The sequence below is a fragment of the Streptomyces sp. NBC_01471 genome (assembly GCF_041438865.1).
In the GTDB taxonomy this organism is placed as follows: Bacteria; Actinomycetota; Actinomycetes; order Streptomycetales; family Streptomycetaceae; genus Streptomyces.
In genome coordinates this window covers 2,034,138-2,058,333 of the sequence record NZ_CP109450.1, presented here as the reverse complement: position 1 = coordinate 2,058,333, position 24,196 = coordinate 2,034,138, and the positions used below count along the sequence as shown (strand labels likewise).

Annotated in this window: 13 protein-coding genes; 4 read left to right on the top strand and 9 right to left on the bottom strand. The window is 71.6% G+C overall.

The window, feature by feature from the left end; genetic code table 11:
* The first annotated feature begins 43 nt into the window (after positions 1–43).
* A complete protein-coding gene (locus tag OG285_RS09015; protein WP_371793488.1) occupies positions 44–2,293 on the top strand; it encodes a helicase in 2,250 nt (749 codons plus the stop codon).
* A gap of 91 nt (positions 2,294–2,384) precedes the next feature.
* Here the strand turns inward: OG285_RS09015 and glgB are convergent, their stop codons facing one another.
* The 4 genes from glgB to OG285_RS08995 form a co-directional block, all read right to left on the bottom strand.
* Entirely contained in the window at positions 2,385–4,712 is a 2,328-nt protein-coding gene (gene glgB, locus OG285_RS09010) for a 1,4-alpha-glucan branching enzyme (RefSeq protein ID WP_371790687.1), read from the bottom strand.
* A complete protein-coding gene (locus tag OG285_RS09005) occupies positions 4,709–6,154 on the bottom strand; it encodes a phosphotransferase (RefSeq protein WP_371790686.1) in 1,446 nt (481 codons plus the stop codon). Before OG285_RS09005 ends, glgB begins: the two co-directional genes overlap by 4 nt.
* A 230-nt stretch (positions 6,155–6,384) precedes the next feature.
* On the bottom strand, positions 6,385–8,091 hold the full coding sequence (treS, locus tag OG285_RS09000) for a maltose alpha-D-glucosyltransferase (RefSeq protein WP_356827033.1): 1,707 nt from the start codon (positions 8,089–8,091) through the stop codon (positions 6,385–6,387).
* On the bottom strand, positions 8,088–10,124 hold the full coding sequence (locus OG285_RS08995) for an alpha-1,4-glucan--maltose-1-phosphate maltosyltransferase (protein ID WP_371793487.1): 2,037 nt from the start codon (positions 10,122–10,124) through the stop codon (positions 8,088–8,090). The genes treS and OG285_RS08995 overlap by 4 nt, the downstream gene beginning before the upstream one ends.
* Before the next feature lie 774 nt (positions 10,125–10,898).
* Here OG285_RS08995 and glgP point away from each other — a divergent pair.
* Positions 10,899–13,526, top strand: a complete 2,628-nt coding sequence (gene glgP, locus OG285_RS08990; protein WP_371790685.1) for an alpha-glucan family phosphorylase — start codon at positions 10,899–10,901, stop codon at positions 13,524–13,526.
* Between the two features lie 192 nt (positions 13,527–13,718).
* Positions 13,719–14,966 (top strand): alginate lyase family protein, encoded by a 1,248-nt coding sequence (locus OG285_RS08985; protein ID WP_371790684.1) that lies wholly within the window; start codon positions 13,719–13,721, stop codon positions 14,964–14,966.
* Between the two features lie 18 nt (positions 14,967–14,984).
* On the opposite strand, the gene OG285_RS08980 is transcribed toward OG285_RS08985, so the two are convergent.
* On the bottom strand, positions 14,985–16,547 hold the full coding sequence (locus OG285_RS08980; protein ID WP_371790683.1) for a sensor histidine kinase: 1,563 nt from the start codon (positions 16,545–16,547) through the stop codon (positions 14,985–14,987).
* Between the two features lie 146 nt (positions 16,548–16,693).
* Between OG285_RS08980 and murJ the strand changes: the two genes are divergently transcribed.
* Entirely contained in the window at positions 16,694–18,382 is a 1,689-nt protein-coding gene (gene murJ, locus OG285_RS08975) for a murein biosynthesis integral membrane protein MurJ (RefSeq protein ID WP_371790682.1), read from the top strand.
* A gap of 16 nt (positions 18,383–18,398) precedes the next feature.
* Here murJ and OG285_RS08970 read toward each other — a convergent pair whose 3' ends face one another.
* The 4 genes from OG285_RS08970 to OG285_RS08955 all read right to left on the bottom strand — a co-directional run bounded on the left by OG285_RS08970 (position 18,399) and on the right by OG285_RS08955 (position 24,142).
* A complete protein-coding gene (locus OG285_RS08970) occupies positions 18,399–19,070 on the bottom strand; it encodes a response regulator transcription factor (protein WP_356827030.1) in 672 nt (223 codons plus the stop codon).
* A gap of 119 nt (positions 19,071–19,189) precedes the next feature.
* Positions 19,190–20,821 carry a M4 family metallopeptidase gene (locus OG285_RS08965; RefSeq protein ID WP_356827029.1) on the bottom strand — a complete coding sequence of 544 codons (1,632 nt, stop codon included), beginning with the start codon at positions 20,819–20,821 and terminating at the stop codon, positions 19,190–19,192.
* A gap of 190 nt (positions 20,822–21,011) precedes the next feature.
* Positions 21,012–23,051, bottom strand: coding sequence for a M4 family metallopeptidase (locus tag OG285_RS08960; RefSeq protein ID WP_356827028.1), 2,040 nt, complete (start codon positions 23,049–23,051; stop codon positions 21,012–21,014).
* A gap of 161 nt (positions 23,052–23,212) precedes the next feature.
* Entirely contained in the window at positions 23,213–24,142 is a 930-nt protein-coding gene (locus tag OG285_RS08955; RefSeq protein ID WP_371790681.1) for a TetR/AcrR family transcriptional regulator C-terminal domain-containing protein, read from the bottom strand.
* Positions 24,143–24,196: the final 54 nt, after the last annotated feature.

The following is a 24,196-nucleotide window of genomic DNA, read 5'->3' as shown; positions in this document are numbered from 1 at the left end:
ACGGCACCGTATCGCGTCAGGAGCTGCATTGTCAACCGAGGAATTGCAGAACGAGCAGCAATTCGTCTCACGGCTCTACGAGCGGCTGGACGCGCTCCGGGAGCGCGCCGAAGCCGCCGTCCAGCGTTCGTTCGCCCAGGTGGGGAAGGGGCTTCAGGCGCGGGTCGAGCGCGATGTACTGGTCGCCGAGCGGTCCGGGCTGCTCGGCGCGCTGAATGCGGTGGAATCCGGACTCTGCTTCGGGCGTATTGATTTCACCGACGGATCCCGGTACCACATCGGCCGTATCGGAATCCGCGAAGAGGCCGACGAGAACAACGAACGCACCCCGCTGGTGATCGACTGGCGGGCGCGGATCGCCCGGCCTTTCTACCTCGCCACCGGGCATTCCCCGATGGGGCTGCGCCGCCGCCGGCACCTCACCACCGAGGGCCGCACCGTCACCGCGCTGCACGACGAGATCCTCGACCTCACCGACACCGAGCGGACCGGGCACGAGGGGTCCGACGCGGACGCCGTCCTGCTCGCTGCCCTGGACTCCGCGCGCACCGGCCGTATGCACGACATCGTGCAGACCATCCAGGCCGAGCAGGACGAGATCATCCGGGCCCCGCACCACGGGATCCTCGTCGTCGAGGGAGGCCCCGGTACCGGCAAGACCGCGGTCGCCCTGCACCGAGCCGCGTACCTCCTCTACGCGCACCGCGACCAGCTCGCCCGCCGGGCCGTACTCGTCGTCGGCCCCAACCCGGCCTTCCTCGGCTACATCGGCGAGGTGCTGCCCTCGCTCGGCGAGACGGGCGTGCTGCTCGCCACGCCGGGGGAGCTCTTCCCCGGCGTGACCGCCACCGGCACGGACACCCCCGCCGCCGCGGCCGTCAAGGGAGGTACGCGGATGGCGGAGGCGCTGGCCGCCTTCGTACGCGATCTCCAGCGCACGCCGGAGCCCGGCGAGCCCCTGGTGATCCCGCACGACGACGGCGACCTGCTGCTCGACTGGACCATCGCCGACGCCGCCCGCGAGCGGGCCCGCTCGACGCTGCTGCCGCACAACCTGGCGCGCCCGCACTTCGCGTTCCGGATCATCGACGACCTGACCGCGCAGCTGGCCGACCGGCTCGGCGCCGACCCCTACGGCGGACCCAACTTCCTGGGCCCCGACGACCTCGCCCAGATCGGCAAGGCCGTCGCGGCCAGCCCCGAAGTGCACGCGGCCATCGAGGAGTTGTGGCCCACCCTCACGCCGCAGCAGGTGGTCGCCGACTACCTCACCGACCCGGCGCACCTGCCGGACACCGACGCGGACGCCATCCGGCGCCGGGGCGGCGACTGGACTGCGGCCGACGTCCCGCTGCTCGACGAGGCCGCCGAGCTGATCGGTGAGGACGACTCCGCGGTACGCGCGGCGGCGGAGGCCGCCCGCCAGGAGCAGGTCGCGTTCGCCCAGGGCGTCCTCGATCTGTCGCTGGGCTCCGAGTCCTTCGAGTTCGAGGACGAGGAGTCCGAACTGCTCGCGGCGCACGACATCATCGACGCCGAGCGGATGGCGGAACGGCACGAGGAGGCCGACCACCGCAGCGCCGCCGAACGTGCGGCGGCCGACCGCACCTGGGCCTTCGGCCACATCATCGTGGACGAGGCGCAGGAGCTGTCGCCGATGGTGTGGCGGCTGCTGATGCGGCGCTCCCCGACCCGCTCGATGACGCTGGTCGGCGACCCGGCCCAGACCGCGGAGCCGGGCGGCGTGGGCGACTGGGCGACGATGCTCGCCCCGTACGTCGAGGACCGCTACGAACAGGTGCGGCTCGGCATCAACTACCGCACCCCCGCCGAGATCATGGAGGTCGCCGCCGCCGTCCCGAGCGCCGCGGACCCGTCGTTCCGGCCGCCGCGCTCCATCCGCTCCACGGGCGTGCCGCCCTGGGTGCGGGCCACCGACGACCTGCCCCGCGCCGTGGCCGGCGCCGTGGCGGAGGAGCGCGCCGACGAGCGCAGGCTCGCGGTGATCGCCCCGGCCGTGCTGCACCGCGAACTGGCCGCCGTCCTCCCGGACGTCGAAGGGGGCGCGCCCGACCTGCACCGGCCCGTCGTCCTGCTCGACCCCCGGCAGGCGAAGGGGCTCGAATTCGACACGGTGATCGTGGTCGAGCCGGGGCTGATCCTGTCCGGCTCGCCGCGCGGCACGAGCGACCTGTACGTGGCGCTGACCCGGGCCACGCAGCGGGCCGGCATCGTGCACACCGCCGGTGCACTGCCGGAGTGCCTGGGCGGCGCGGCGGGTCCCGGCCGGTGACACGCCGCGGCCCGCGGGAGGCGCGGCGGCGGGTGAGGCCCGCGCCGCCGCGCCTCCCCGCGGACTTCCGGTGCGTCCGTGCCGGTGTGGCTCAGGGCCTGAGCCACACCGTGGCCAGCGGCGGCAGCGTCAGCCCGATGCTCGACGGGCGCCCGTGGTACGGCACCGGCTCGGGCTTCAGTGGCTCCGTGTTGCGGATGTCGCCGCCGCCGTAGAGGCCGGTGTCGGTGTTGAGCACCTCGTGCCACTCCGGCACCGAGTCCGGTACGCCGAGCCGGTACTCGTGCCGTACCACCGGTGAGAAGTTGGAGACCGACAGGAGCGGGGCGCCGTGCGCGTCGTAGCGCAGGAACGCGAAGACGTTGTCCTCCGCCGCGTCACCGACCACCCAGGCGAAGCCGGCCGGGTCGGTGTCGCGCTGCCACAGGGCGGGGGCCGCCGTGTACACCGCGTTCAGGTCGCGCACCAGATCCCGTACCCCGCGGTGGTCGTGCGCCGCCCCGTACGACGGGTCCAGCAGCCACCAGTCCGGGCCGTGCGCCTCCGACCACTCGGCGCCCTGGGCGAACTCCTGTCCCATGAAGAGGAGTTGCTTGCCCGGGTGGGCCCACATGAAGCCCAGGTACGCGCGGTGGGTGGCGCGCTGCTGCCACCAGTCGCCCGGCATCTTCGAGACCAGTGCCTGTTTCCCGTGCACCACCTCGTCGTGCGAGATGGGCAGGACGTAGTTCTCGCTGAACGCGTACACCATCGAGAACGTCATCTCGTTGTGGTGGTACTTGCGGTGCACCGGCTCCTTGGCCACGTACTCCAGCGAGTCGTGCATCCACCCCATGTTCCACTTCAGCCCGAAGCCCAGACCGCCGAAGCCGCCCGCGCCGACCTGGTCGGTGGCGCGGGTGACGCCGTCCCAGGCGGTCGACTCCTCGGCGATCGTGACCACGCCGGGGTTGCGCCGGTAGACCGTCGCGTTCATCTCCTGGAGGAAGGCCACCGCGTCCGGGTTCTCCCGGCCGCCGTGCTCGTTCGGCGACCACTGGCCGTCCTCGCGCGAGTAGTCCAGATAGAGCATGGAGGCGACGGCGTCCACCCGGAGCCCGTCGATGTGGAACTCCTCGCACCAGTAAGTGGCATTGGCGACAAGGAAGTTGCGAACCTCGGTGCGGCCGTAGTCGAACTCCAGGGTGCCCCAGTCGGGGTGCTCGGCGCGGGCCGGGTCGGAGTGCTCGTACAGCGGGCGGCCGTCGAACTGCGCCAGCGCCCAGTCGTCCTTCGGGAAGTGCGCCGGCACCCAGTCCATCAGGACACCGATGCCCGCCCGGTGCAGCGCGTCCACCAGGTACCGGAAGTCGTCGGGCGTGCCCATCCGGGACGTCGGCGCGTAGAAACCGGTGACCTGGTACCCCCACGATCCGCCGAAGGGGTGCTCGGAGACCGGCATCAGCTCCACATGGGTGAACCCCAGGTCCTGGACGTAGGCGGGCAGCTGCGTCGCCAGTTGGCGGTACGTCAACCCCGGCCGCCAGGACGGCAGATGCAGCTCGTAGACCGAGAAGGGCGCCTCGTGGACCGGGCGGTCGGCGCGGTGCTTCATCCACTGCTCGTCCTGCCAGCGGTGGTGCGACTGCGTCACGATCGAAGCGGTGGCGGGCGGCACCTCGGTACGCCGCGCCATCGGGTCGGCGCGCAGGGTGTGGCTGCCGTCCGGGCGCATCAGGTCGAACTTGTAGAGCGCGCCCTCGCCGATGCCCGGTACGAACAGCTCCCACACACCGGACGATCCGAGCGAACGCATCGGATACGCGGTGCCGTCCCAGTAGTTGAAGTCTCCGCCGACCCGCACCCCGCGCGCGTCGGGCGCCCAGACGGTGAAGCGGGTGCCGGTGACACCCTCGACGGTCAGCGGCTGCGCGCCGAGCGCCTTCCACAGCTCCTCGTGGCGTCCTTCGCCGATCAGATGCAGATCGAGTTCACCGAGGGTGGGCAGGAAGCGGTACGGATCCTGGAGCTCGATCTCGGTGTCGTCGTACGTGACGAGGAGCGTGTACTCCGGGACGGTGCGCAGCGGCAGCAGCCCGGAGAAGAAGCCCTGGCCGTCGTCGTGCAGTTCGGCGCGGAGCCCCTTCCCGACCACGGTCACGGCCCGGGCGTACGGCCGCAGCGCCCGGACGGCGATGCCGCCGGTGACCGGGTGGGCGCCGAGCAGCGCGTGCGGGTCGTGGTGGCCGCCGCTGAGCAGCCGTTCGCGGTCACCGGCGCCGAGCGTCTCCGCGGGCCGTACACCCCCTGTCGGCTGGGACGGCAGGACGGCCGCGGGCCCGGTGCTCGTGGTGGGCCCTGCGCTCTCGGGAGACTCGGCGGACGGGGCGGGCTCGGGTTCGGCGGGCGACGGAGTGCGGGACGGGGGACGGGCGGTCACTGGGGCGGCCTCCTCGGCAGCTTCGGCACGCGGTGGGAAACGGGGGATTCGGGAAGCGACAGCCGCTCGATCGCGGCCATCGGGACGGGCAGCCAGTCGGGGCGGTTCCTGGCTTCGTAGAGGACCTCGTACACCGCCTTGTCGGTCTCGTACGCGCGCAGCAGCTCGGGCTCGGCGCGCGGGTCGGCGCCGGACACCGACGCGTACCCCTCGCAGTACGCGTCACGGCAGCCGATCGCCCACTTGGGGGACCAGGGGCGGTGGGTACGGGCCGCGTAGTCGAAGGAGCGCAGCATCCCCGCCACATCGCGGACCACCGGCTGCGGGCGGGTGCGCTCGGCGAGCGGGCGGGCCGGTTCGCCCTCGAAGTCGATGACCGACCACTCGCCGTCCCTGGCCCGCAGGCTCTGGCCCAGATGCAGATCGCCGTGGATGCGCTGGGCGGCCCAGGTGCGGCCGGCGTGGCCCAGGTCGGCGACCGCGTCGAAGGCGGTGCGCAGCCCCGCCACGTACGGCGCGAGCGCGGGCACGGCCTGAGCCGTGGCCTCCAGGCGCTCCGTCATCTCCGCGGCGAGATGCTCTATCTGCCGCTTGCGCAGGACCGCGGTGGGCAGCGCGGACGCCAGTGTCCCGTGCACCTCGGCGGTCGCCCGGCCCAGTGCCCGCGCGCCCGCCGCGAAGTCGTGCCCGTCGGTGAGCGCGAGCAGGGCCAGCTGCCAGCCGTCCTCGGACCCGGAGAGGTAGGGCTGGAGCACCCCCAGCGTGGCGGGCTCCGGCTCCGTCGTCTCGTACCAGGCGACCGGTGCGGGCACCCGGGCGCAGCCGGCCTGGGCCAGTGCCAGCGGCAGCTCCAGATCCGGGTTCGAACCCGGGTGGACCCGGCGGAAGACCTTCAGGATGAACGTATCGCCATAGACGAGAGAGGTGTTGGACTGCTCCGCGCCCAGCGGACGTGCGGGCAGCCCGGCGGGGATGTCCGCGGCGGGGTCGCGGTCGAAGCGCAGCGCCCCGATCCGGCCGGGCGCGCGCAGCCGTTCGAGGAGCAGCCCGGTCAGCCGCGGGTCGAGCAGCGCGTCGTACAGCACGGATCCGGCCAGCGGTCCCGTACGGGCCCGGCCGATCAGGGCGGCGGCGAGGCGCGGCGGCAGTGAGGTCCGTACGCCGACCAGCAGCTGGTAGCAGTCGCCCGCCGAGCGGGCGGGGGCAGGGGAGTCCTGCTCGGCGCGGACCAGCAGGTGGAGCAGGCCGGGGGCCGCGCCGACCGGCAGCAGTTCGGTGGCCGAGACCAGGGTGAAGTCGGTGACGGGCCGTCCCTTGCCCGCGAACCAGCGCTGTCTGGGCAGCCACTCGTGCAGCAGGGGGGCGAGGGATTCGATGAGGCGGAGGGGGCCGGACGACCCGGCGGGGCGCGCGCTGTTCCGGGTGGATGCAGCCTTGGACATGGCATCGCGTCCTTTCCCGGGCACACCACACGATGCGCAGAGTGTCCCGGATTGCGTGGGGTCGCCTCCCATGCTGAACGCAATGGGGGCGGGAATCCGGCTGTGCGGGACGGTGCGGGTGAGGATGGACCAGATGGACTACGGCTCTGGGCCGGGTGCTGGTGCCGCGGCACCAGTGAGAAGGGTGCCCGGGGTGAGGCGGCGGAAACCGCCCCGCCCCGGGCCCGCCGTCACGCGGTGGCGGCGTCCTTGCGCAAGCGGAACCAGTAGAAGCCGTGCCCCGCGAGGGTCAGCAGGTACGGCAGTTCACCGATCGGAGGGAAGCGCACCCCGCCGATCAGCTCCACCGGATGGCGTCCGGTGAAGGCGTTCAGATCGAGCTCCGTCGGCTGCGCGAACCGCGAGAAGTTGTGCACGCACAGCACCAGGTCGTCCTTGTACTCCCTCAGGAAGGCGAGGACGGCCGGGTTGGACGACGGGAGCTCGGTGTACGAACCGAGGCCGAAGGCCGGGTTCTGCTTGCGGATCTCGATCATCCGGCGGGTCCAGTGCAGCAGTGAGGCGGGCGAGGCCATGGAGGCCTCGACGTTCGTCACCTGGTAGCCGTAGACCGGGTCCATGATGGTCGGCAGGAAGAGCCGTCCCGGGTCGCTGGACGAGAAGCCCGCGTTCCGGTCGGGGGTCCACTGCATCGGCGTACGGACCGCGTCCCGGTCGCCGAGCCAGATGTTGTCGCCCATGCCGATCTCGTCCCCGTAGTAGAGGATCGGCGAACCGGGCAGGGAGAGCAGCAGCGCGGTGAACAGTTCGATCTGGTTGCGGTCGTTGTCCAGCAGGGGAGCGAGCCGCCTGCGGATGCCGATGTTGGCCCGCATCCGCGGATCCTTGGCGTACTCCGCGTACATGTAGTCGCGCTCTTCGTCCGTGACCATTTCGAGGGTCAGCTCGTCGTGGTTGCGCAGGAAGATGCCCCACTGGGCGTTCTTCGGAATGGCCGGGGTCTTGGCCAGGATCTCCGAGACCGGGTAGCGCGACTCCCGGCGCACGGCCATGAAGATGCGCGGCATCACCGGGAAGTGGAATGCCATGTGGCACTCGTCGCCGCCCTTTTTGAAGTCGCCGAAATAGTCGACGACGTCCTCCGGCCACTGGTTGGCCTCGGCGAGCAGCACGGTGTCCGGGTAGCTCGCGTCGATCTCGGCGCGCACCCGTTTCATGAACGCGTGGGTCTGCGGGAGGTTCTCGCAGTTGGTGCCCTCCACCTGGTAGAGGTACGGCACCGCGTCGAGGCGGAATCCGTCGATGCCCAGGTCGAGCCAGAAGCGCAGCGCCGAGATGATCTCCTCCTGCACCACCGGGTTCTCGTAGTTGAGATCCGGCTGGTGCGAGAAGAACCGGTGCCAGTAGTACTGCTTGCGCACCGGGTCGAAGGTCCAGTTGGAGGTCTCCGTGTCGACGAAGATGATCCGGGCGTCCGCGAACTGTTTGTCGTCGTCGGCCCAGATGTAGTAATCGCCGTACGGACCGTCCGGGTCCTTCCGCGACTCCTGGAACCACTCGTGCTGGTCGCTCGTGTGGTTCATCACGAAGTCGATGATCACGCGCATACCGCGCTGGTGGGTGGCGTCGACGAACTCGACGAAGTCGGCGAGGTCACCGAACTCCGGGAGTACGGACGTGTAGTCCGCCACGTCGTAACCGCCGTCCCGCAGAGGGGACTTGAAGAACGGCGGCAGCCAGAGGCAGTCGACCCCGAGCCACTGGAGGTAGTCCAGTTTGGCGGTGATGCCCTTCAGGTCACCGACGCCGTCCCCGTTGCTGTCCTGGAACGACCTGACCAGGACCTCGTAGAAGACGGCGCGTTTGAACCAGTCGGGGTCACGGTCCTTGGTGGGAGTGTCCTCGAATTTGTCGTGGACGGGCTCATTGACAATCATGATGTGGGTGACCCTCCGATCGGCGGGGACGGTCGCAGCACCAGGATGTGCGCGGGCGTGCTGCCCGGCTCCAGACGCACATAGTTGGCCCTGCCCCAGTGGTAGGTCTCGCCGGTGAGCTCGTCGCGCACCGGGACGGACTCGTGCCATTCCAGGCCGAGATCCGGCATGTCCAACGAGACCGTGGCCTCCTGGGTGTGGTGCGGGTCAAGGTTGACGACCATAAGAACCGTGTTCGAACCGGCCGGGCCTGCGTCCGGCGTGGAGGCCGGTGCGGGGCCCGGCGGGGACACCGACTTCGAGTACGCGATCACCGCGTCGTTGTCGGTGCGGTGGAAGTGCACCGAACGCAGCTGCCGCAGCGCCGGATGACGCCGCCGCAGCTCGTTCAGCGTGGTGATCAGCGGGGCGATGGTCCGCCCCTCCCGCTCGGCGGATTCCCAGTCACGCGGCCGCAACTGGTACTTCTCCGAGTCCAGATAGTCCTCGCTGCCGGCCCGGGCCGTGGTGTTCTCGCACAGCTCGTACCCGGCGTACACCCCCCAGGACGGTGCCATCGTCGCCGCGAGCACCGCACGGACCTCGAAGGCCGGGCGGCCGCCGTGCTGGAGGTAGCCGTGCAGGATGTCCGGGGTGTTCACGAAGAAGTTGGGCCGCATGGCCGCCGCGGACTCCCCGGCCAGCTCGGTGACGTAGTCGGTCAGCTCCTGCTTGCCGGTCCGCCAGGTGAAGTACGTGTACGACTGCTGGAATCCGATGGCGCCCAGGGTGTGCATCATCGCGGGCCGGGTGAACGCCTCGGCCAGGAAGACCACGTCCGGGTCACGGCCGTTGACCTGGGCGATGACCCGTTCCCAGAAGACCACCGGCTTGGTGTGCGGATTGTCCACGCGGAAGATCCGTACGCCGTGCCCCATCCAGAACCGCAGGATCCGGACGGTCTCGGTGACCAGTCCTGACATGTCGCGGTCGAAGGCGATCGGGTAGATGTCCTGGTACTTCTTCGGCGGGTTCTCCGCGTACGCGATCGTGCCGTCAGGACGGTGGTGGAACCACTCCGGGTGCTGCGTCACCCAGGGGTGGTCGGGCGAGCACTGGAGCGCGAAGTCGAGCGCGATCTCCAGGCCCAGTTCACGGGCGCGCCCGACGAAGTCGTCGAAGTCCTCCAGGGTGCCGAGATCGGGGTGGATCGCGTCGTGGCCGCCGGCCGGCGAGCCGATGGCCCATGGGACCCCCACGTCGTCGGGCCCTGCGGTCAGGGCGTTGTTGGGGCCCTTGCGATGGGTGGTGCCGATGGGGTGGACCGGCGGCAGATAGACCACGTCGAACCCCATGGCCGCGACCGCCGAAAGCCGCTTCGCCGCCGTCCGGAAGGTGCCGCTGACGTGCGGCTTCCCCTCCTCGACCACAGCGCCCTCGGAGCGCGGGAACAGCTCGTACCAGGATCCGTACAGGGCCCGCTCGCGCTCGACGCGGAGCGGCAGCGGCTCCGACGCGCTGACCAGCTCGCGCAGCGGGTACCGGGCGAGGGCCGCCACCGCGTCCGGTTCGAGCGCGGCCGCGAGGCGGCCGTCGGCGGGGGCCGCGGTGTCGCCCAGCGCCTCCGCCACCGCGAGGACCGCCCGGCGGCCCCCGCCCTTCGGGACCCCGGCCGCGGCACGCGTATACAACGCGGCGCCCTCGGCGAGCACCAGTTCCGTGTCGATGCCTGCCGGGACCTTGATCCGGGCGGTGTGCAGCCAGGTGGTGACGGGGTCGCTCCAGGCCTCGACCGTGTACGTCCACCGGCCCTCGCGGTCCGCGGTGACGTCGGCGCCCCAGCGGTCGGTGCCGGGGGCCAGTTCCCGCATCGGCGCCCAGGGTGCCGTTCTGCCGCGCGGCCCGCGCAGGACGACATTGGCGGCGACGGCGTCATGGCCCTCACGGAAGACGGTCGCCGTGACCTGGAAGGTCTCACCGGCCACCGCTTTGGCGGGCCTGCGCCCGCCGTCGACGCGCGGCCGCACATCGAGCACCGGAATACGGCCGATCAGCTGACCGGCGGGAGGCCGCCTCGGTGGCTTCGGGGACTTCGGCGGCTGCGGGGACGTCGCGTGAGTCCCTCCGGCCGGCTGGTCCGATGATGGTTTGCGGGCTGCGGGCATGACCGCTCCTGTCCGCGTTCACTCAGGCTGTGGTGAGGGGTGGGGGTGCGCTCGGGCGGGTACCGCAGGAGCCTTCCCCCACTCCTCGGGTGGGCAATCCGGCTCCTGAGTTAAGTACTCGTGCGTAATGTGCAAGGCAAGGACCAGGTGGGCCGCGCGTCGCGGAGGGGCCTTGCCCGGCCGTACGGGGGGCCGCGGATTCACACCTTTGGCAGAGTCCGCGGTGCGGCGACACGGCCGGCGGGACCGGACGGAGTGCGCCGCGCACGGCGCGCACGGCGCACGCCCGCTGCCGGTCGTGCACCGCGCACGGGGGTTGCGGACGGTGGCTCATGGGGCGGGCCGCTCCCGGCAGGTGACGGTTCGTACCATCCGCGCACGCTCCCTTCCGCTCCAGGTGTCGCGGAGTTCCGTTCCAGGTGTCACAGAGCAGCCTCACCCCTGGTGCGAAGCGCCACAAGCCCACGCGAGGGGGGGAGAACCGGCCATAGCGCCCGGCGGGACACGCGCGGGCGCGCTCTGCGGCGGGGCCGCCCCGGCGCGCGCCGTCGCGGCCCCGCGCCGTGGTTGCGGGGAGCGCGGACCGTTACCTTCGGGGTGAAGTGCGGACGTACACCGCTGTGCGTCCCCTGGATGCGCATCTCCCCTGCGAAGGTGGAACACGTGAAGGCCATTCGTCGATTCACCGTCCGCCCCGTCCTCCCCGAGGCGCTGCGCCCCCTGGGTGAGCTCGCCCGCAACCTCCGCTGGTCCTGGCACGCCGGGACCAAGGACCTGTTCAGAGCCGTCGACCCCGACGGCTTCCCGGCGGCCGGCGGTGACCCCGTCCGGCTGCTCGGCACGGTGTCGGCCGCACGGCTCGCCGAACTGGCGGCCGACCCCGGCTTCCTGCGCGACCTGGCCGGGGCCGCCGACGGCCTCGACACCTATCTGCACGGACCGCGCTGGTACCAGGAACAGCCCGCCGGGCTGCCCGCGGCCATCGGTTACTTCTCACCCGAGTTCGGTGTCACCGCCGCGCTCCCGCAGTACTCCGGCGGCCTCGGCATCCTCGCCGGCGACCATCTGAAGGCGGCCAGCGACCTCGGTGTACCGCTCATCGGGGTCGGTCTGCTCTACCGGCACGGCTACTTCCGGCAGTCCCTCTCCCGCGAGGGCTGGCAGCAGGAGCACTACCCGGTGCTCGACCCCGACGAGCTGCCCGTCACGCTGCTGCGCGAGGCGGACGGCTCACCCAGCCGGGTCGCCCTCACGCTGCCCGGCGGCCGCTCGCTGCACGCGCACATCTGGCGGGCGCAGGTCGGCCGCGTCCCGCTGCTGATGCTCGACTCCGACGTCGAGGAGAACGAACCGGGCGAGCGGGGCGTCACCGACCGGCTCTACGGCGGCGGCAGTGAGCACCGGCTCCTCCAGGAGATGCTGCTCGGTATCGGCGGGGTGCGGGCGCTGCGCTCGTACTGCCGGATCACCGGGCACCCGGACCCCGAGGTGTTCCACACGAACGAGGGGCACGCGGGGTTCCTCGGCCTGGAGCGCATCCGTGAACTCGCAGGTGCGGGGCTGGACTTCGACGCGGCGCTGGAGTCCGTGCGCGCCGGAACCGTCTTCACCACCCACACCCCCGTCCCCGCCGGGATCGACCGCTTCGACCGCGACCTGGTCGCCCGCCACTTCGGGGACGACGGCGAGCTGCCGGGCGTCGACGCCGGACGCGTGCTCCAGCTGGGCACGGAGACCTATCCGGGCGGCGAACCACGCCTCTTCAACATGGCGGTGATGGGCCTGCGGCTCGCCCAGCGCGCCAACGGCGTCTCCACCCTGCACGGCGCCGTCAGCCGGGAGATGTTCGCCGGGTTGTGGCCGGGATTCGACCCCGACGAGGTACCGATCACCTCGATCACCAACGGGGTGCACGCGCCGACCTGGGCGGCGCCCGAGATCACCCGCACCGCCGTCGGCCGGATCGGCGCCGAACGCCCCGAGCACGCGCTGTCGGTGGGCGGCTCCGACCGCTGGGACGCGGTGGCCGGCATCCCCGACGCGGAGATCTGGGAGCTGCGCCGGACCCTGCGCGCACAGCTGGTCGGCGAGGTGCGGACCCGGCTGCGCGCGTCCTGGCGCGGACGCGGCGCGTCCGGTGCCGAACTGGGCTGGATCGACGGGGTGCTCGACCCCGAGGTGCTGACCATCGGCTTCGCCCGGCGAGTCCCCTCCTACAAGCGCCTCACGCTGATGCTGCGCGACCGCGACCGGCTGACGGAACTGCTGCTCCACCCGGACAGGCCCATCCAGATCGTCGTCGCGGGCAAGGCGCACCCGGCCGACGACGGCGGGAAGCGGCTGGTGCAGGAGCTGGTGCGGTTCGCCGACGATCCGCGGGTGCGCCACCGCATCGTCTTCCTGCCGGACTACGGCATGGCGATGGCCGAGCGGCTCTACCCGGGCTGCGACGTCTGGCTGAACAACCCGCTGCGCCCGCTGGAGGCGTGCGGTACGTCCGGGATGAAGGCGGCGCTCAACGGCTGCCTCAACCTCTCGGTCCTCGACGGCTGGTGGGACGAGTGGTTCGAGCCGGACTTCGGCTGGGCCATTCCCACCGCGGACGGTTCCGGGCTGGACGAGGACCGGCGCGACGAGCTGGAGTCGGCGGCGCTGTACTCGCTGATCGAGGACCGGGTCGCGCCGCGCTTCTACGACCGTACGGCCGACGGCCTGCCCGAGCGCTGGGTCGGGATGGTCCGCTCCACGCTGGCCACCCTGGGGCCGAAGGTGCTGGCGGGGCGGATGGTGCGTGAGTATGTCGAGCGGCTCTACGCGCCCGCCGCTCTCGCCCACCGGTCGCTCGGGCCCGACGCGGCCCGGGAACTGGCCGGCTGGAAGGCACGCGTGCGGGCGGCCTGGCCGGACGTGCACGTCGACCATGTGGAGGCCGTCGCGGCGAGCGCGCCCGACGGGACCGCCGAGCTGGGCTCCACCCTCTCGCTCCGGGTCCAGGTCGCGCTCGGCGCGCTGGGGCCGGACGACGTGGAGGTGCAGGCGGTGTCCGGCCGGGTCGACGAGCAGGACCGGATCGCGGACGCGCGGACCGTCGCGCTGAAACCGGCGGGCGGCCCCGACCTGGACGGGCGGCTGCTGTACGAGGGCCCGCTCGCCCTGGACCGTACGGGACCCTACGGCTACACGGTCCGGATCCTGCCCGCGCACCCGCTGCTGGCGACCGGTGCCGAGCTGGGACTCGTGGCGGCGCCGACCGCCGCGACGGGGGAGGGCGCGGGCGTCCTCCTGAGGTGACACAGGATCAGAGCGGGCCCGGCGCCCCTTCGGCGCCGGGCCCGTTCGCTCGCTCAGCACACCTTCTGAACACAACGCTTGACGTGCTCATGGAATGCCTTTAGGTTCCACACCCACAACGGAGTTCATCAGCACAACAGTTGTTCACGTCCATGAACTCCGGGAGGATTTCCTACCGGAAGGCACCCCCACATGCGTACCGGAACCACCTCGCACCGATCACCCCGCCGCATCAGAGTCCGGTCGGCCGGCGTCGCCGCCGCGCTGGCCGGGCTCCTCGGCCTGGCGCTGATGCCCCAGGCCGTGGCGGCCGGGCCCGCCGCCCCCGCCACCGCACCGGTGGCAGCGGCGGCCCCCGCCACCTTCACCCACCCCGGCGTCCTGGTCAGCGCCCCGCAGCTCGACTTCGTCCGCGGAAAGGTCCAGGCGGGCGCCGAACCCTGGAAGAGCGCCGACGCCCAGATGATGGCGAGCAAGTACGCCTCGCTCTCCCGCACCCCCGCCCCGCGTGCCAACGTCGAGTGCGGCTCCTACTCCGACCCCGACAACGGTTGTACGGACGAGCGCGAGGACGCCATCGCCGCGTACACCGACGCACTCGCCTGGTACATCACCCGGGACGACCGGTACGCCCAGAAGTCCATCGAGCTGATGGACGCCTGGTCCGCCGTGATCAAGGAACACACCAACAGCAACGCCCCCCTCCAGACCGGCTGGGCCGGATCGGTCTGGCCGCGTGCCGCCGAGATCATCAAGTACACCTATACGGGCTGGCCCAACGCGGGCCGGTTCGCCACCATGCTGCGCGACGTCTATCTGCCCGTGGTCATCAAGGGCTCCCAGTCCAACGGCAACTGGGAGCTGTCGATGACCGAGGCGGCCATCGGCATCTCCGTGTTCCTGGAGGACCGCACCTCCTACGACAAGGCGGTCGCGACGTTCCGCGGCAGGGTGCCCGCGTACATCTACCTCAGCTCGGACGGCGCCCTGCCGAAGGTCGCACCGGGCAGCGGCCTCAGCGGACGCGACGCGATCGTCAAGTACTGGCAGGGCCAGTCCACGTTCATGGACGGCCTCACCCAGGAGACCTGCCGCGACCTGACCCACACGGGATACGGCATCTCGGCCATCTCCCACATCGCCGAGACCAGCCGCATCCAGGGCCAGGACCTCTACCCGGAGATCCAGGAGCGGCTGCGCCAGGCGCTGGGCCTCCAGTCGAAGTACATGATGGGCGCGGCCGTACCGTCCAACCTGTGCGGCGGCTCCCTCAAGGACAGTCTCGGCCCGGTCACCGAGGTCGGCTTCAACGCCCTGCACAACCGGCTGGGCATCGCCATGACCAACACCCAGGCGCTGACCGAGAAGCAGCGCCCGGCGGGCACGGACAACCTGTTCGTGGCCTGGGAGACGCTGACCCACGCGGACAATCCGGCCTGAGCGGGAGCGCCCGGCCGGTCAGCGGACCACCGCCTTGGACGCCACGGTGCCACCCCTGAAGCAGACCCGGTACGCGGGCAGTTCGGTGAAGGGCCCGGTGCGGTAGTACCTGCAATTTTGACCGGCGGGCGCGGGCGGCGCACCCCCGGGTGCGCCGCCCATCGCGTGTCCGGGGAGCCGCGCGCCGACCGGGCCCGCCGGGTCGCCGACCCGGACCAGGTCGTACCGGGCGCGGTCGAGGACCGTTCCGTACCGGGCGGCGAGGCCGACGGCGCCGATGAGCACCCCGAGTGCGGCGGTGGCGGCCAGCGGGACCCAGATCGCCTGCTTCAGGCGCCTCCGCACCTGCTGCCTGGCCCTGGCCAACTCCTGTGCGGAGGAGGGACTCGCGCCGGGGATCGCGAGAGGGGCGGCGCCGGGTGCACGCGGCAGGGTGGCACACACGTCGAAGCCGCCGCCGGGCAGCGGCCCGTGGCGCAGAACCCCGCCTGCGAGACGGATCCGTTCGTCCAGGCCGACCAGCCCCGTGCCGCCGCCCGTGCCACCGGGCAGCTCCACCGCTCCGGCCCTGCCGGACTCCGCCGGCGGGCCGGGTGGCAGGCCGGCCGGGCCTGCCGCGCTGGTGACGGTGACCGTCAGGGCCGAATCCGACTGTACGAGCCGCACCTCCACCGGTGCGCCCGGAGCGTGTCTGGCCGCGTTGGTGAGTGACTCCTGGACGGTACGGTGCACCGCGCGCACGGTCATCGGGGCCAGGCCGCCCGCCGTCCCGTCGCCGCTCAGCGCCACGTCCATCCCCGACCTGCGGGCCCGATCCACCTGTTCCGCCACGGTCTCGCCGGGCGGCGATGCCGGAGCAGCCACGTCGCTCTCCCGCAGGACACCGATGATGTCGCGCAGCCTGGCGGTGGCTTCCCCCGCAGCGGCCCGCAGCTCACCGGCCGCGCCCTGCTGCTGCCCGCTCAGTGACGGATCGACCTCAAGTGCCGCGGCCCGTACGGCGATCAGCGACAGATCGTGGCCGAGCGAATCGTGCATGTCGCCCGCGATCCTGGCGCGTTCCAGGAGCCGCGCCCGGTCGGCGGCGACCCCCTGCTCGCGCTCCAGCCGGCCGGCCAGCAGCCAGCCGGTGTCGACGAGTTGGGCGTACTGCCGCACGTACCGGCCGAGCAGCCACGGGACCATCACCGCGAACGCCAGGGTGGACAGCTGTACGAGCCAGGTCCGGAGATCCAGGCGCGCGGCCAGCGTGATCAGCAGACCGACGGCGGCCGTCCCGGCGAACGCGTGCAGCGCGGGGCGGGCGAGCGCGGTCCGCCGGCCGGCCAGACAGCCGAAGACGGCCAGGGCTGTCGCGTACTCCGGGCTCCAGAGCCGAGGTGTGACGGACAGGCCCAGCGCCAGCGCGAGCAGCAGCGCGGTGAGGGGACGGCCGCGGGACAGCCCGACGGCCGCACCGAGCACCATGCTCCCGGCCACGGGCCGCCACCACTCACCCCCGCCGTCCGCCACGGCTCTCAGCACCACGGGCGCGCAGATCAGCGCCCAGAGTGCCAGGTCGGTGATCCGCTCTCTCCGCATGCGTCCAGCTTGCCGGACCCGGCCGCCGTCCGGCCCCCGACGAAAGTCGGGGGCGCCGGCTGGCTTTCGCCCCATGAACCCGGCCGGCCGCGCTGCCTACCGTCGGCACAGGAGAGCACAGCACGGCACGGCACGGAGGAGACGGTGTGGAGGGGACGGGGCCGGCGGCAGGGACGCGTGCGCGCGGGAGGGGCGGCCGGGGGCGGCACGCCGCGGCGGGGAAACCGGGCCCCGCCCGGCGCCTGCTGCTGCGTCCCGCCGCGCTGATGGCTGCGGGGACCGTGGCGTCCCGGGCCACCGGCCTGATCCGGCAGGTGCTCCAGGCCGGGGCACTCGGTACCGGACTCCTCGCCACCACGTACAACCAGGCCAACACCGTCCCCGCGAGCCTGTACTTCCTCGTCATCGGCGGGGCGCTGAACTCCGTCCTGGTGCCGCAGCTGGTCCGCGCCCGGATCGAGCAGCCGGACGGCGGGCGCGCCTTCGAGCAGCGCCTGGTGACGCTCACGCTGACCGTGCTCGGGGCCGGTTCCCTGCTCGCCGTGTGGGCCGCGCCGCAGATCATCGGCGTGTACCAGAGGGACACACCGGGCAACCACGCCGCTTTCCAACTGACCGTGGTCTTCGCGCGGTTCCTGCTGCCGCAGATCTTCTTCTACGGGATGTACGGCATCCTGGGCCAAGTACTCAACGCCCGAGACCGGTTCGGCGCGATGATGTGGACGCCGGTGCTCAACAACGTGCTGCTGATCGCGGTGTTCGGCTGGTACGCCGGGGTCATGACAGCGGCGGCCGGGGTGCAGGACATCACCCCGGCACAGGTGACGCTGCTGGGGGCGGGCACCACGCTGGCCCTCGCGGTGCAGGCGCTCGCCCTGGTCCCGTTCGTGCGCGCCGCCGGATTCCGCTTCCGGCCGCGCTTCGACTGGCGCGGGACCGGGATGCGGGCGAGTCTCGGAGCGGCCCGCTGGACGCTGCTGTTCGTCCTGGCCAACCTGGTAGCGGCCACGGTGGTGACCCGCTACGCGACCGCCGCCGACCGGGAACTGCCCCGGGCCGGTGTGGGCTTCACCGCGTACACGTACGCGCAGACCATCTGGTCACTGCCGCAGTCCGTCGTCACGGTCACGCTGGTCACCGCGCTGCTGCCCCGGATGAGCCGGGCCGTCGCCGAGCACCGCGGCGACGACATGCGCCGCGACCTCTCGCACGCCCTTCGGACCAGCGGCGCCGTCACCGTCCCGGCCGCCCTCTTCTTTCTCGCGCTCGGGCCGCAGCTGGCCCAACTGCTCTTCGCGCACGGCGCCGCCGACGCCGCCGCCACCCGGCCGCTGGGGCAGATGCTCCAGGCGTTCGGGCCGGGACTGATCCCGTTCTCCGCGCAGTACGTGCTGCTGCGCGGCTTCTACGCCTTCGGGGACACCCGTACCCCCTTCCTGACGGCGCTGTTGACCGGCGCGGTCCAGGTCGCGCTGGCCACCGGCTGTCATCTGCTGCTGCCCGCACGCTGGTCGGTCACCGGGATGGCAGCGGGCTACGGGGCCGCCTGCGCCGCCGGGCTGCTGGTCACCGCGCGGCTGCTGCGCCGGCGGCTCGGTGGACGGCTGGACGGCCGGCGGATCGTCCGGGCCCACGGAAAGCTGGGCGGGGCGGCGCTCGCGGCCGCTGCCACCGGCTGGGCGGCGGCAGCGCTCTGCCCCGTGCCGCCCGGCCCGCCCGCCGGTGCGGCCGCGCTCACCCTGGCCGCGGGCGGCGGAACCATGCTGCTGGTCTTCCTGCTGCTCGCACGGGTGTGGAGGATCGGCGAGCTGCGGGGGCTGCCGGGAATGAGGTGAGAGCGGACCGGGCCCGTCAGCCGGTGCCGGTCACGAGCCCGGCCTCGTAGGCGAGGATGGCCAGTTGGACGCGGTTCCTGAGTTCGAGGCGGGCGAGTACGGAGCTGACATGGGCCTTGACCGTGCCTTCGACGACGTGCAGTTGCGCCCCGATCTCCGCGTTGGAGAGCCCCGCCCCGACGCGCGCCACCACCTCGCGTTCGCGTTCGGTGAGCGGGTCCAGCCGGGTGCGGGCCTCTGCCGCGCGCGAGAGCCGCCCGGTGCCGAGGTGGGTGAGGACGCGCCGGGCCACCTCGGGGGAGAGGAACGCGGCGCCCCCGGCGACGGCCCGGACACCCGCGATCAGCTCGCGGGGATCGCCGGATTTCAGCAGGAACCCGCTGACCCCGCTGTCGAGGGCCCGCACGATGTACTCGTCCTCGGAGAACGTGGTGAGCATGACGAGGGCGGTGTCCGGCACCGCGGTCCGCAGCTCACCGGCGGCCCGCAGGCCGTCGAGACGCGGCATCCGGATGTCCAGCAGAGCGACGTCCGGGCGGTGTCCGAGAGCCAGCTCGACCGCCTCGTGTCCGTCGGCGGCCTCCGCGACGACCTCGATGGAGGGATCGGCGGAGAGGACGGCCCGGATCCCCGCGCGGATCAGCGCCTCGTCGTCGGCGAGCAGGACGCGTATCCGTGGTTCCGTCATGGCCTCAGCCTAGGGCGTTGTCCCGGGGCGGGCCGGACAGCGGAAGGCCCCGCCGCCCACCGGTGTGCGGGTGGGAACGGGGCCTTCGCAGTGGTGCGGGTCGAGCACCGGTGCGGCTGTTACTTCACGTTGATACCGGTCCAGGCGGCGCCGACCGCCTTGTACTCGGCGCTGTCCGCGCCGTACAGGTCACTCGCCGCCTTGAGCGTCGCCGTGCGGGCCGCCGCGTAGTCGGTCGTCGAGGTCATGTACGTCGTCAGGGCCTTGTACCAGATCTGGATGGCCTTGTCCCGGCCGATGCCGGTGACCGTGGAGCCGTCCGACGTGGGCGAGTCGTAGTCGACGCCGTTGATCGTCTTCTTTCCGCTGCCTTCGCTGAGCAGGTAGAAGAAGTGGTTGGCCGGGCCCGACGAGTAGTGCACGTCGAGGTCCCCGAGGCTGGACGACCAGTAGTCGGCCGAGCCGCCGTCCTTGCTGGGCTTGTCCATGTAGCGCAGCGGGGAGCCGTCGCCGTTGATGTTGATCTTCTCGCCGATGAGGTAGTCGCCCGGGTCCGAGGTGTTGTTGGCGTAGAACTCGACGGCGGTGCCGAAGATGTCCGACGTCGCCTCGTTGAGCCCGCCGGACTCACCGGTGTAGTCCAGGTTGGCGGTGGCCGCCGTGAGGCCGTGCGACATCTCGTGGCCCGCGACGTCGATGGCGGTCAGCGGGTCGGCGTTGCCCTCGCCGTCGCCGTACGTCATGCAGAAGCAGCTGTCGTCCCAGAAGGCGTTGACGTACGAGTCGCCGTAGTGGACCCGGCTGTAGGACGCCTTGCCGTCACCGGCGATGCCGTTGCGCTTGAGGACGTCCTTGTAGAAGTCCCAGGTCTCGGCCGCGCCGTAGTGCGCGTCCACCGCCGCGGTCTCCGCGTTCTTGGCGGTGCCGTCGCCCCACGTGTCGGTGGACTTGCTGAACAGGGTGCCCTTGCCCGACGTGCCGTTCTTCAGGTTGAACGTCTGGTGGCCGCCGCGGGCCCCGTCGGTCAGCGTGTACGAGGAGCCCGACTTCGTGGTGCCGAGGGTGACCTTGCCGCTGTACTCGCTGGTGCCGGTGCCGGTCTCGACGGCCTGCCACTGCGAGAGCTTCTTGCCGGTGGCCGCGTCGGTGACGACGTGCAGCCGGCTGGGGGTGCCGTCGTCCTGGAAGCCGCCGATCACGGTCTCGTAGGCCAGGGTGGGCTTGCCGGTGGCCGCCCAGATGACCTTGCGCGGGGCCTCGTTGGCCGAGGCCTTGTCGGCGCCCGCGGCCTTGGCGGCGCTGAGCGCCTTCTGCTGGGCGGTGGCCGGCTTCACGGCCGCGGTGGTGCCGGCGACCTTGATGGTCGCCTTGGTCGCCTTGGTGACCGTGGCCGCACCCGACTTCGGCGTGTGGACGACGAGGTCGCCGCCGAGGACGGGAAGCCCGGCGTAGGTGCGCTCGTACCGCGTGTGCGTCGTGCCGTTGGCGTCCTTGATGACGTCCCGGACGATCAGCTTCTCCTGGCTGCCGAGGCCGAGCTTTCCGGCGGTGCTCGCGGTGTTGGCCGCCGCCGTGCGGAGCAGGGCCGCGTGCTGGGTGGAGGAGAGGGCGAGCGCCCGCGCGGCCGGTGCGGCCGGCGTCGGTGCGGCGCCCGCGGCACCGGAGGAGAGGGTGGTGAGGCCGGTGGCCAGCAGCGCCGCGACGGCGATCGAACCGGCGATGCGCTGGGAACGCGATATGTGAGAGGTCACTCGATTTTCCCTTTCAGAGGTGGGGGGTTGGAAAAGTGCGGGTGACGTGCGGGTGGTGGCGCCGCCCGGGGGAGATTGGGGTCCCCCGGGCAGCACTGTCTGTGTGAAACGGGCGTGCAGTCGAACGAAGCTTCTGCGAAGCCGCGTTCGGTGGAACATTAGTGCGGCCGGGCGGCTTTGTGGCAGGAAATCAGAAGGTCAGTTTCCAGCTGTTCAGCGATCCGGTGTCCTGCTTGGCGACATCCTGGACCTTCAGCTTCCAGGTGCCGTTGGCCGTCTCGGTGGACGCGTTGACCGTGTACGAGGCCACCACGTCGTCCGCCGAGTCGGACGAACTGGAGTTCTTCAGCCGGTACGTCTTCCCGCTCGGGCCGACCAGGTCGATGACCAGGTCGCCGCGCCAGGTGTGGCTGATGTTGACGTCCACCTTGAGCGCGGCCGGAGCCTTGCCCGTCACACCCGTGACCGCGATCGGCGAGTTGACCGCCGAACCGCCGTCCGGGATGGCGACCTTGGTGGTGGACTGGAAGACGGTGCCCGTGCCCGGGTCTCCGCCGCCGGGCCGGGCACCGACGTTGATGGCGGCCCAGGCGTCCGCGACCGACTTGTACTCGGCGCTGGTCGCGCCGTACAGCTCACTCGCGACCGCCAGCGTCCCGGTGCGGGCCGCCGCGTAGTTGGTGGTCGACGTGAACTTCTCGGTGAGCGCCTTGTACCAGATGAGCTGGGCCTTGTCGCGGCCGATGCCCGTCACCGGCAGGCCGTCCGATGTCGGCGAGTCGTAGTTGACGCCGTTGATCGTCTTCTTTCCGCTGCCCTCGCTGAGCAGGTAGAAGAAGTGGTTGGCCGGGCCCGACGAGTAGTGCACGTCGAGACCGCCGAGGCTGGACGACCAGGCGTCCTTGGAGGCGCCGTCCTTGCTCGGCTTGTCCATGTAGCGCAGCGGGGAGCCGTCGCCGTTGATGTCGATCTTCTCGCCGATGAGGTAGTCACCGGGGTCCGAGGTGTTGTTGGCGTAGAACTCGACCGACGTACCGAAGATGTCGGACGTGGCCTCGTTCAGGCCGCCGGACTCACCGCTGTAGTTGAGCCCGGCGGTCGCGGCGGTGACACCGTGCGACATCTCGTGGCCCGCGACATCGATGGCGGTCAGCGGGTCGGCGTTGCCCGCTCCGTCGCCGTACGTCATGCAGAAGCAGCTGTCGTCCCAGAACGCGTTCACGTACGCGTTGCCGTAGTGGACCCGCGAGTAGGCGGCGACGCCGTTGCCCGCGATCCCGGTCCGGCCGAAGACGTTCTTGTAGAAGTCCCAGGTCTCGGCGGCCCCGTAGTGGGCGTCGGCCGCCGCGGTCTCCGAGTTGGAGGCCAGGCCGTTGCCCCAGGTGTCCGTGGTGTTGGTGTACAGGGTGCCCTTGCCGGACGACCCGTGGTTCAGGTTGAACGTCTGGTGGCCGCCGCGGCCGCCGTCGGTCAGGGTGTAGTTCGACCCCGACTTGGTCGTGCCGAGGGTGACCTTGCCGCTGTACTCGGTGTTCCCGACGCCGGTCTCGACGGCCTGGCGCTCGAAGAGCTTCTTGCCGGTGGTGGCGTCGGTGATGACGTGCAGCTCGCTCGGGGTGCCGTCGTCCTGGAAGCCTCCGACGACCGTCTCGTAGGCGAGCGTCGGCTTGCCCTGCGCCAGCCACATCACCTTGCGCGGCGCCCGGTCGGCCGAGGTCTTCGCCGACCCCTGTGCGGCCGCGGCCTTCAGCGCCGACTTCTCGGCGGCGGCCGGTGCGACGGCCGCATCGGTGGTGAAGTTCTTGAGGTTCTTCAGTTCTACGCGGGACGCCTTGGTGACGCCCTCGGTCGCTCCTGCCTTCGAGGTGTCGACGACCAGGTCGCCGCCGAGGACGGGGAGCCCGTCGTACGTGCGCTCGTACCGGGTGTGCGTGGTGCCGTCGCGGTCCTTGGTGACGTCGTGGACCTGGAGCTGTTCATGTGCTCCGAGACCGAGACTCCGGGCGGTGTCCGCCTTGGTGGCGTTCGCCTGGCGCAGCAACTCGGCCCGTTGGGAGGGCGAGAGGGCTGCCGGGGCGGCGCCGGGGGCGGACTTGCCGGTGACCGCCGCGGACGCGGCGGTGTTCTCGGGTGATGCGGAGGCTGTGCCGGCCTGTACTCCTACGGCGAGCAGTGCCGCAGCGGCGACGAGGGCGCCGGTGGCGGTGGCACGACGGTGCGTGGGTCTCACGCGGACTCCTTCTGCAAGGGTGGACAGAGCGACCTGGTGAGCCGCCCTGACGAGCAAGCAGTGCGCAGAACGGGGAGAGAGTGACATCTGTGGGGACCCTGTGTCAGGACCGCGTCAAAAGGTTGGCCGGAAATCGTCCGTTGTCCTCATGGTCGTGTTCGCTATACGGAATGTTTGCTCATGAGTACCGCAGTGCCGTCCAGGATCCGGGACAGGCCGAAATCGAAGACCTGTCCGAGGTCCAGTTCGAAACCCTCGGATCCGCCGAGTGAATTGAGGTGCGGGTAGGCGCCGGTCGCCGCGAGAGCCGCGAACTGTGTCTCGTTCCGGGCCATCCACGCCTCACTGGAGAGCCCGGTGTCCTGAACCGCCTGTCCTTCGAGTTCGGTTGCCGTCGCCAGCCCCTGGACATGGCCGAACAGGGTGAGGTGCAGATGCATCACCTGCCGCTTCGACAGACCGGTGTCCGCCCCGGCCCGCAGCATCCACTCCGTGTACGCCATCGCGTTCGGCGCGGGCATGGGGCGGGTGAGGGAGGCCACCGCCCGCGCCATCCACGCATGCCGCCGGTGCGCCTCCCACAGCCACCGGGTGCCCAGCTCGAACCGGGCGCGCCAGTCGGCCGGCTGGACCGCGGGCAGCGGCCGCTCACCGTAGACGGCGTCCGCCATCAGCTGTACGAGGTCACCCTTGCCCTGCACGTAGCGGTAGAGCGCCATGGTGGACAGCCCCAGCTCGGCGCCCACCCGCCGCATCGAGAGCGCGGCCAGCCCCTCGGCATCGGCGAAGACGACGGCGGTACGGACGATGCGGTCGCGGGTCGGCCCCTGTGCGGCCGAACCCGGGGCGGGAGGAGCACCGGGCCCCGCGGCGGAGGGTGTCGCGACGACGGTTCCGACGCCGGCCACGGCCCGTACCAGCCCCTCCTGCCGCAGCGCCGCCAGCGCCTTGGTGGCGGTGGCCATCGCCACCCCGCACTCCCGGACGATCGCCCGGGTCGAGGGGACGCGGTCGCCGGGCGAGAGCTCGCCCGACTCGATCCTGCCGCGGATCCCGGCGGCGACACGGAGGTAGGGCGGCTGACTGCTCATACCGGCACTGTACTAGTGCACTTGACCCGGAAAAGGCTGCTCACGGAAGGAGTG

Bases quoted from the DNA above. Each gene is read 5' to 3' on its own strand.
- OG285_RS09005 (WP_371790686.1), bottom strand. From the start codon at position 6,154: ATGTCCAAGGCTGCATCCACCCGGAACAGCGCGCGCCCCGCCGGGTCG.
- treS (WP_356827033.1), bottom strand. From the start codon at position 8,091: ATGATTGTCAATGAGCCCGTCCACGACAAATTCGAGGACACTCCCACC.
- OG285_RS08985 (WP_371790684.1), top strand. From the start codon at position 13,719: ATGCGTACCGGAACCACCTCGCACCGATCACCCCGCCGCATCAGAGTC.
- OG285_RS08980 (WP_371790683.1), bottom strand. From the start codon at position 16,547: ATGCGGAGAGAGCGGATCACCGACCTGGCACTCTGGGCGCTGATCTGC.
- OG285_RS08970 (WP_356827030.1), bottom strand. From the start codon at position 19,070: ATGACGGAACCACGGATACGCGTCCTGCTCGCCGACGACGAGGCGCTG.
- OG285_RS08955 (WP_371790681.1), bottom strand. From the start codon at position 24,142: ATGAGCAGTCAGCCGCCCTACCTCCGTGTCGCCGCCGGGATCCGCGGC.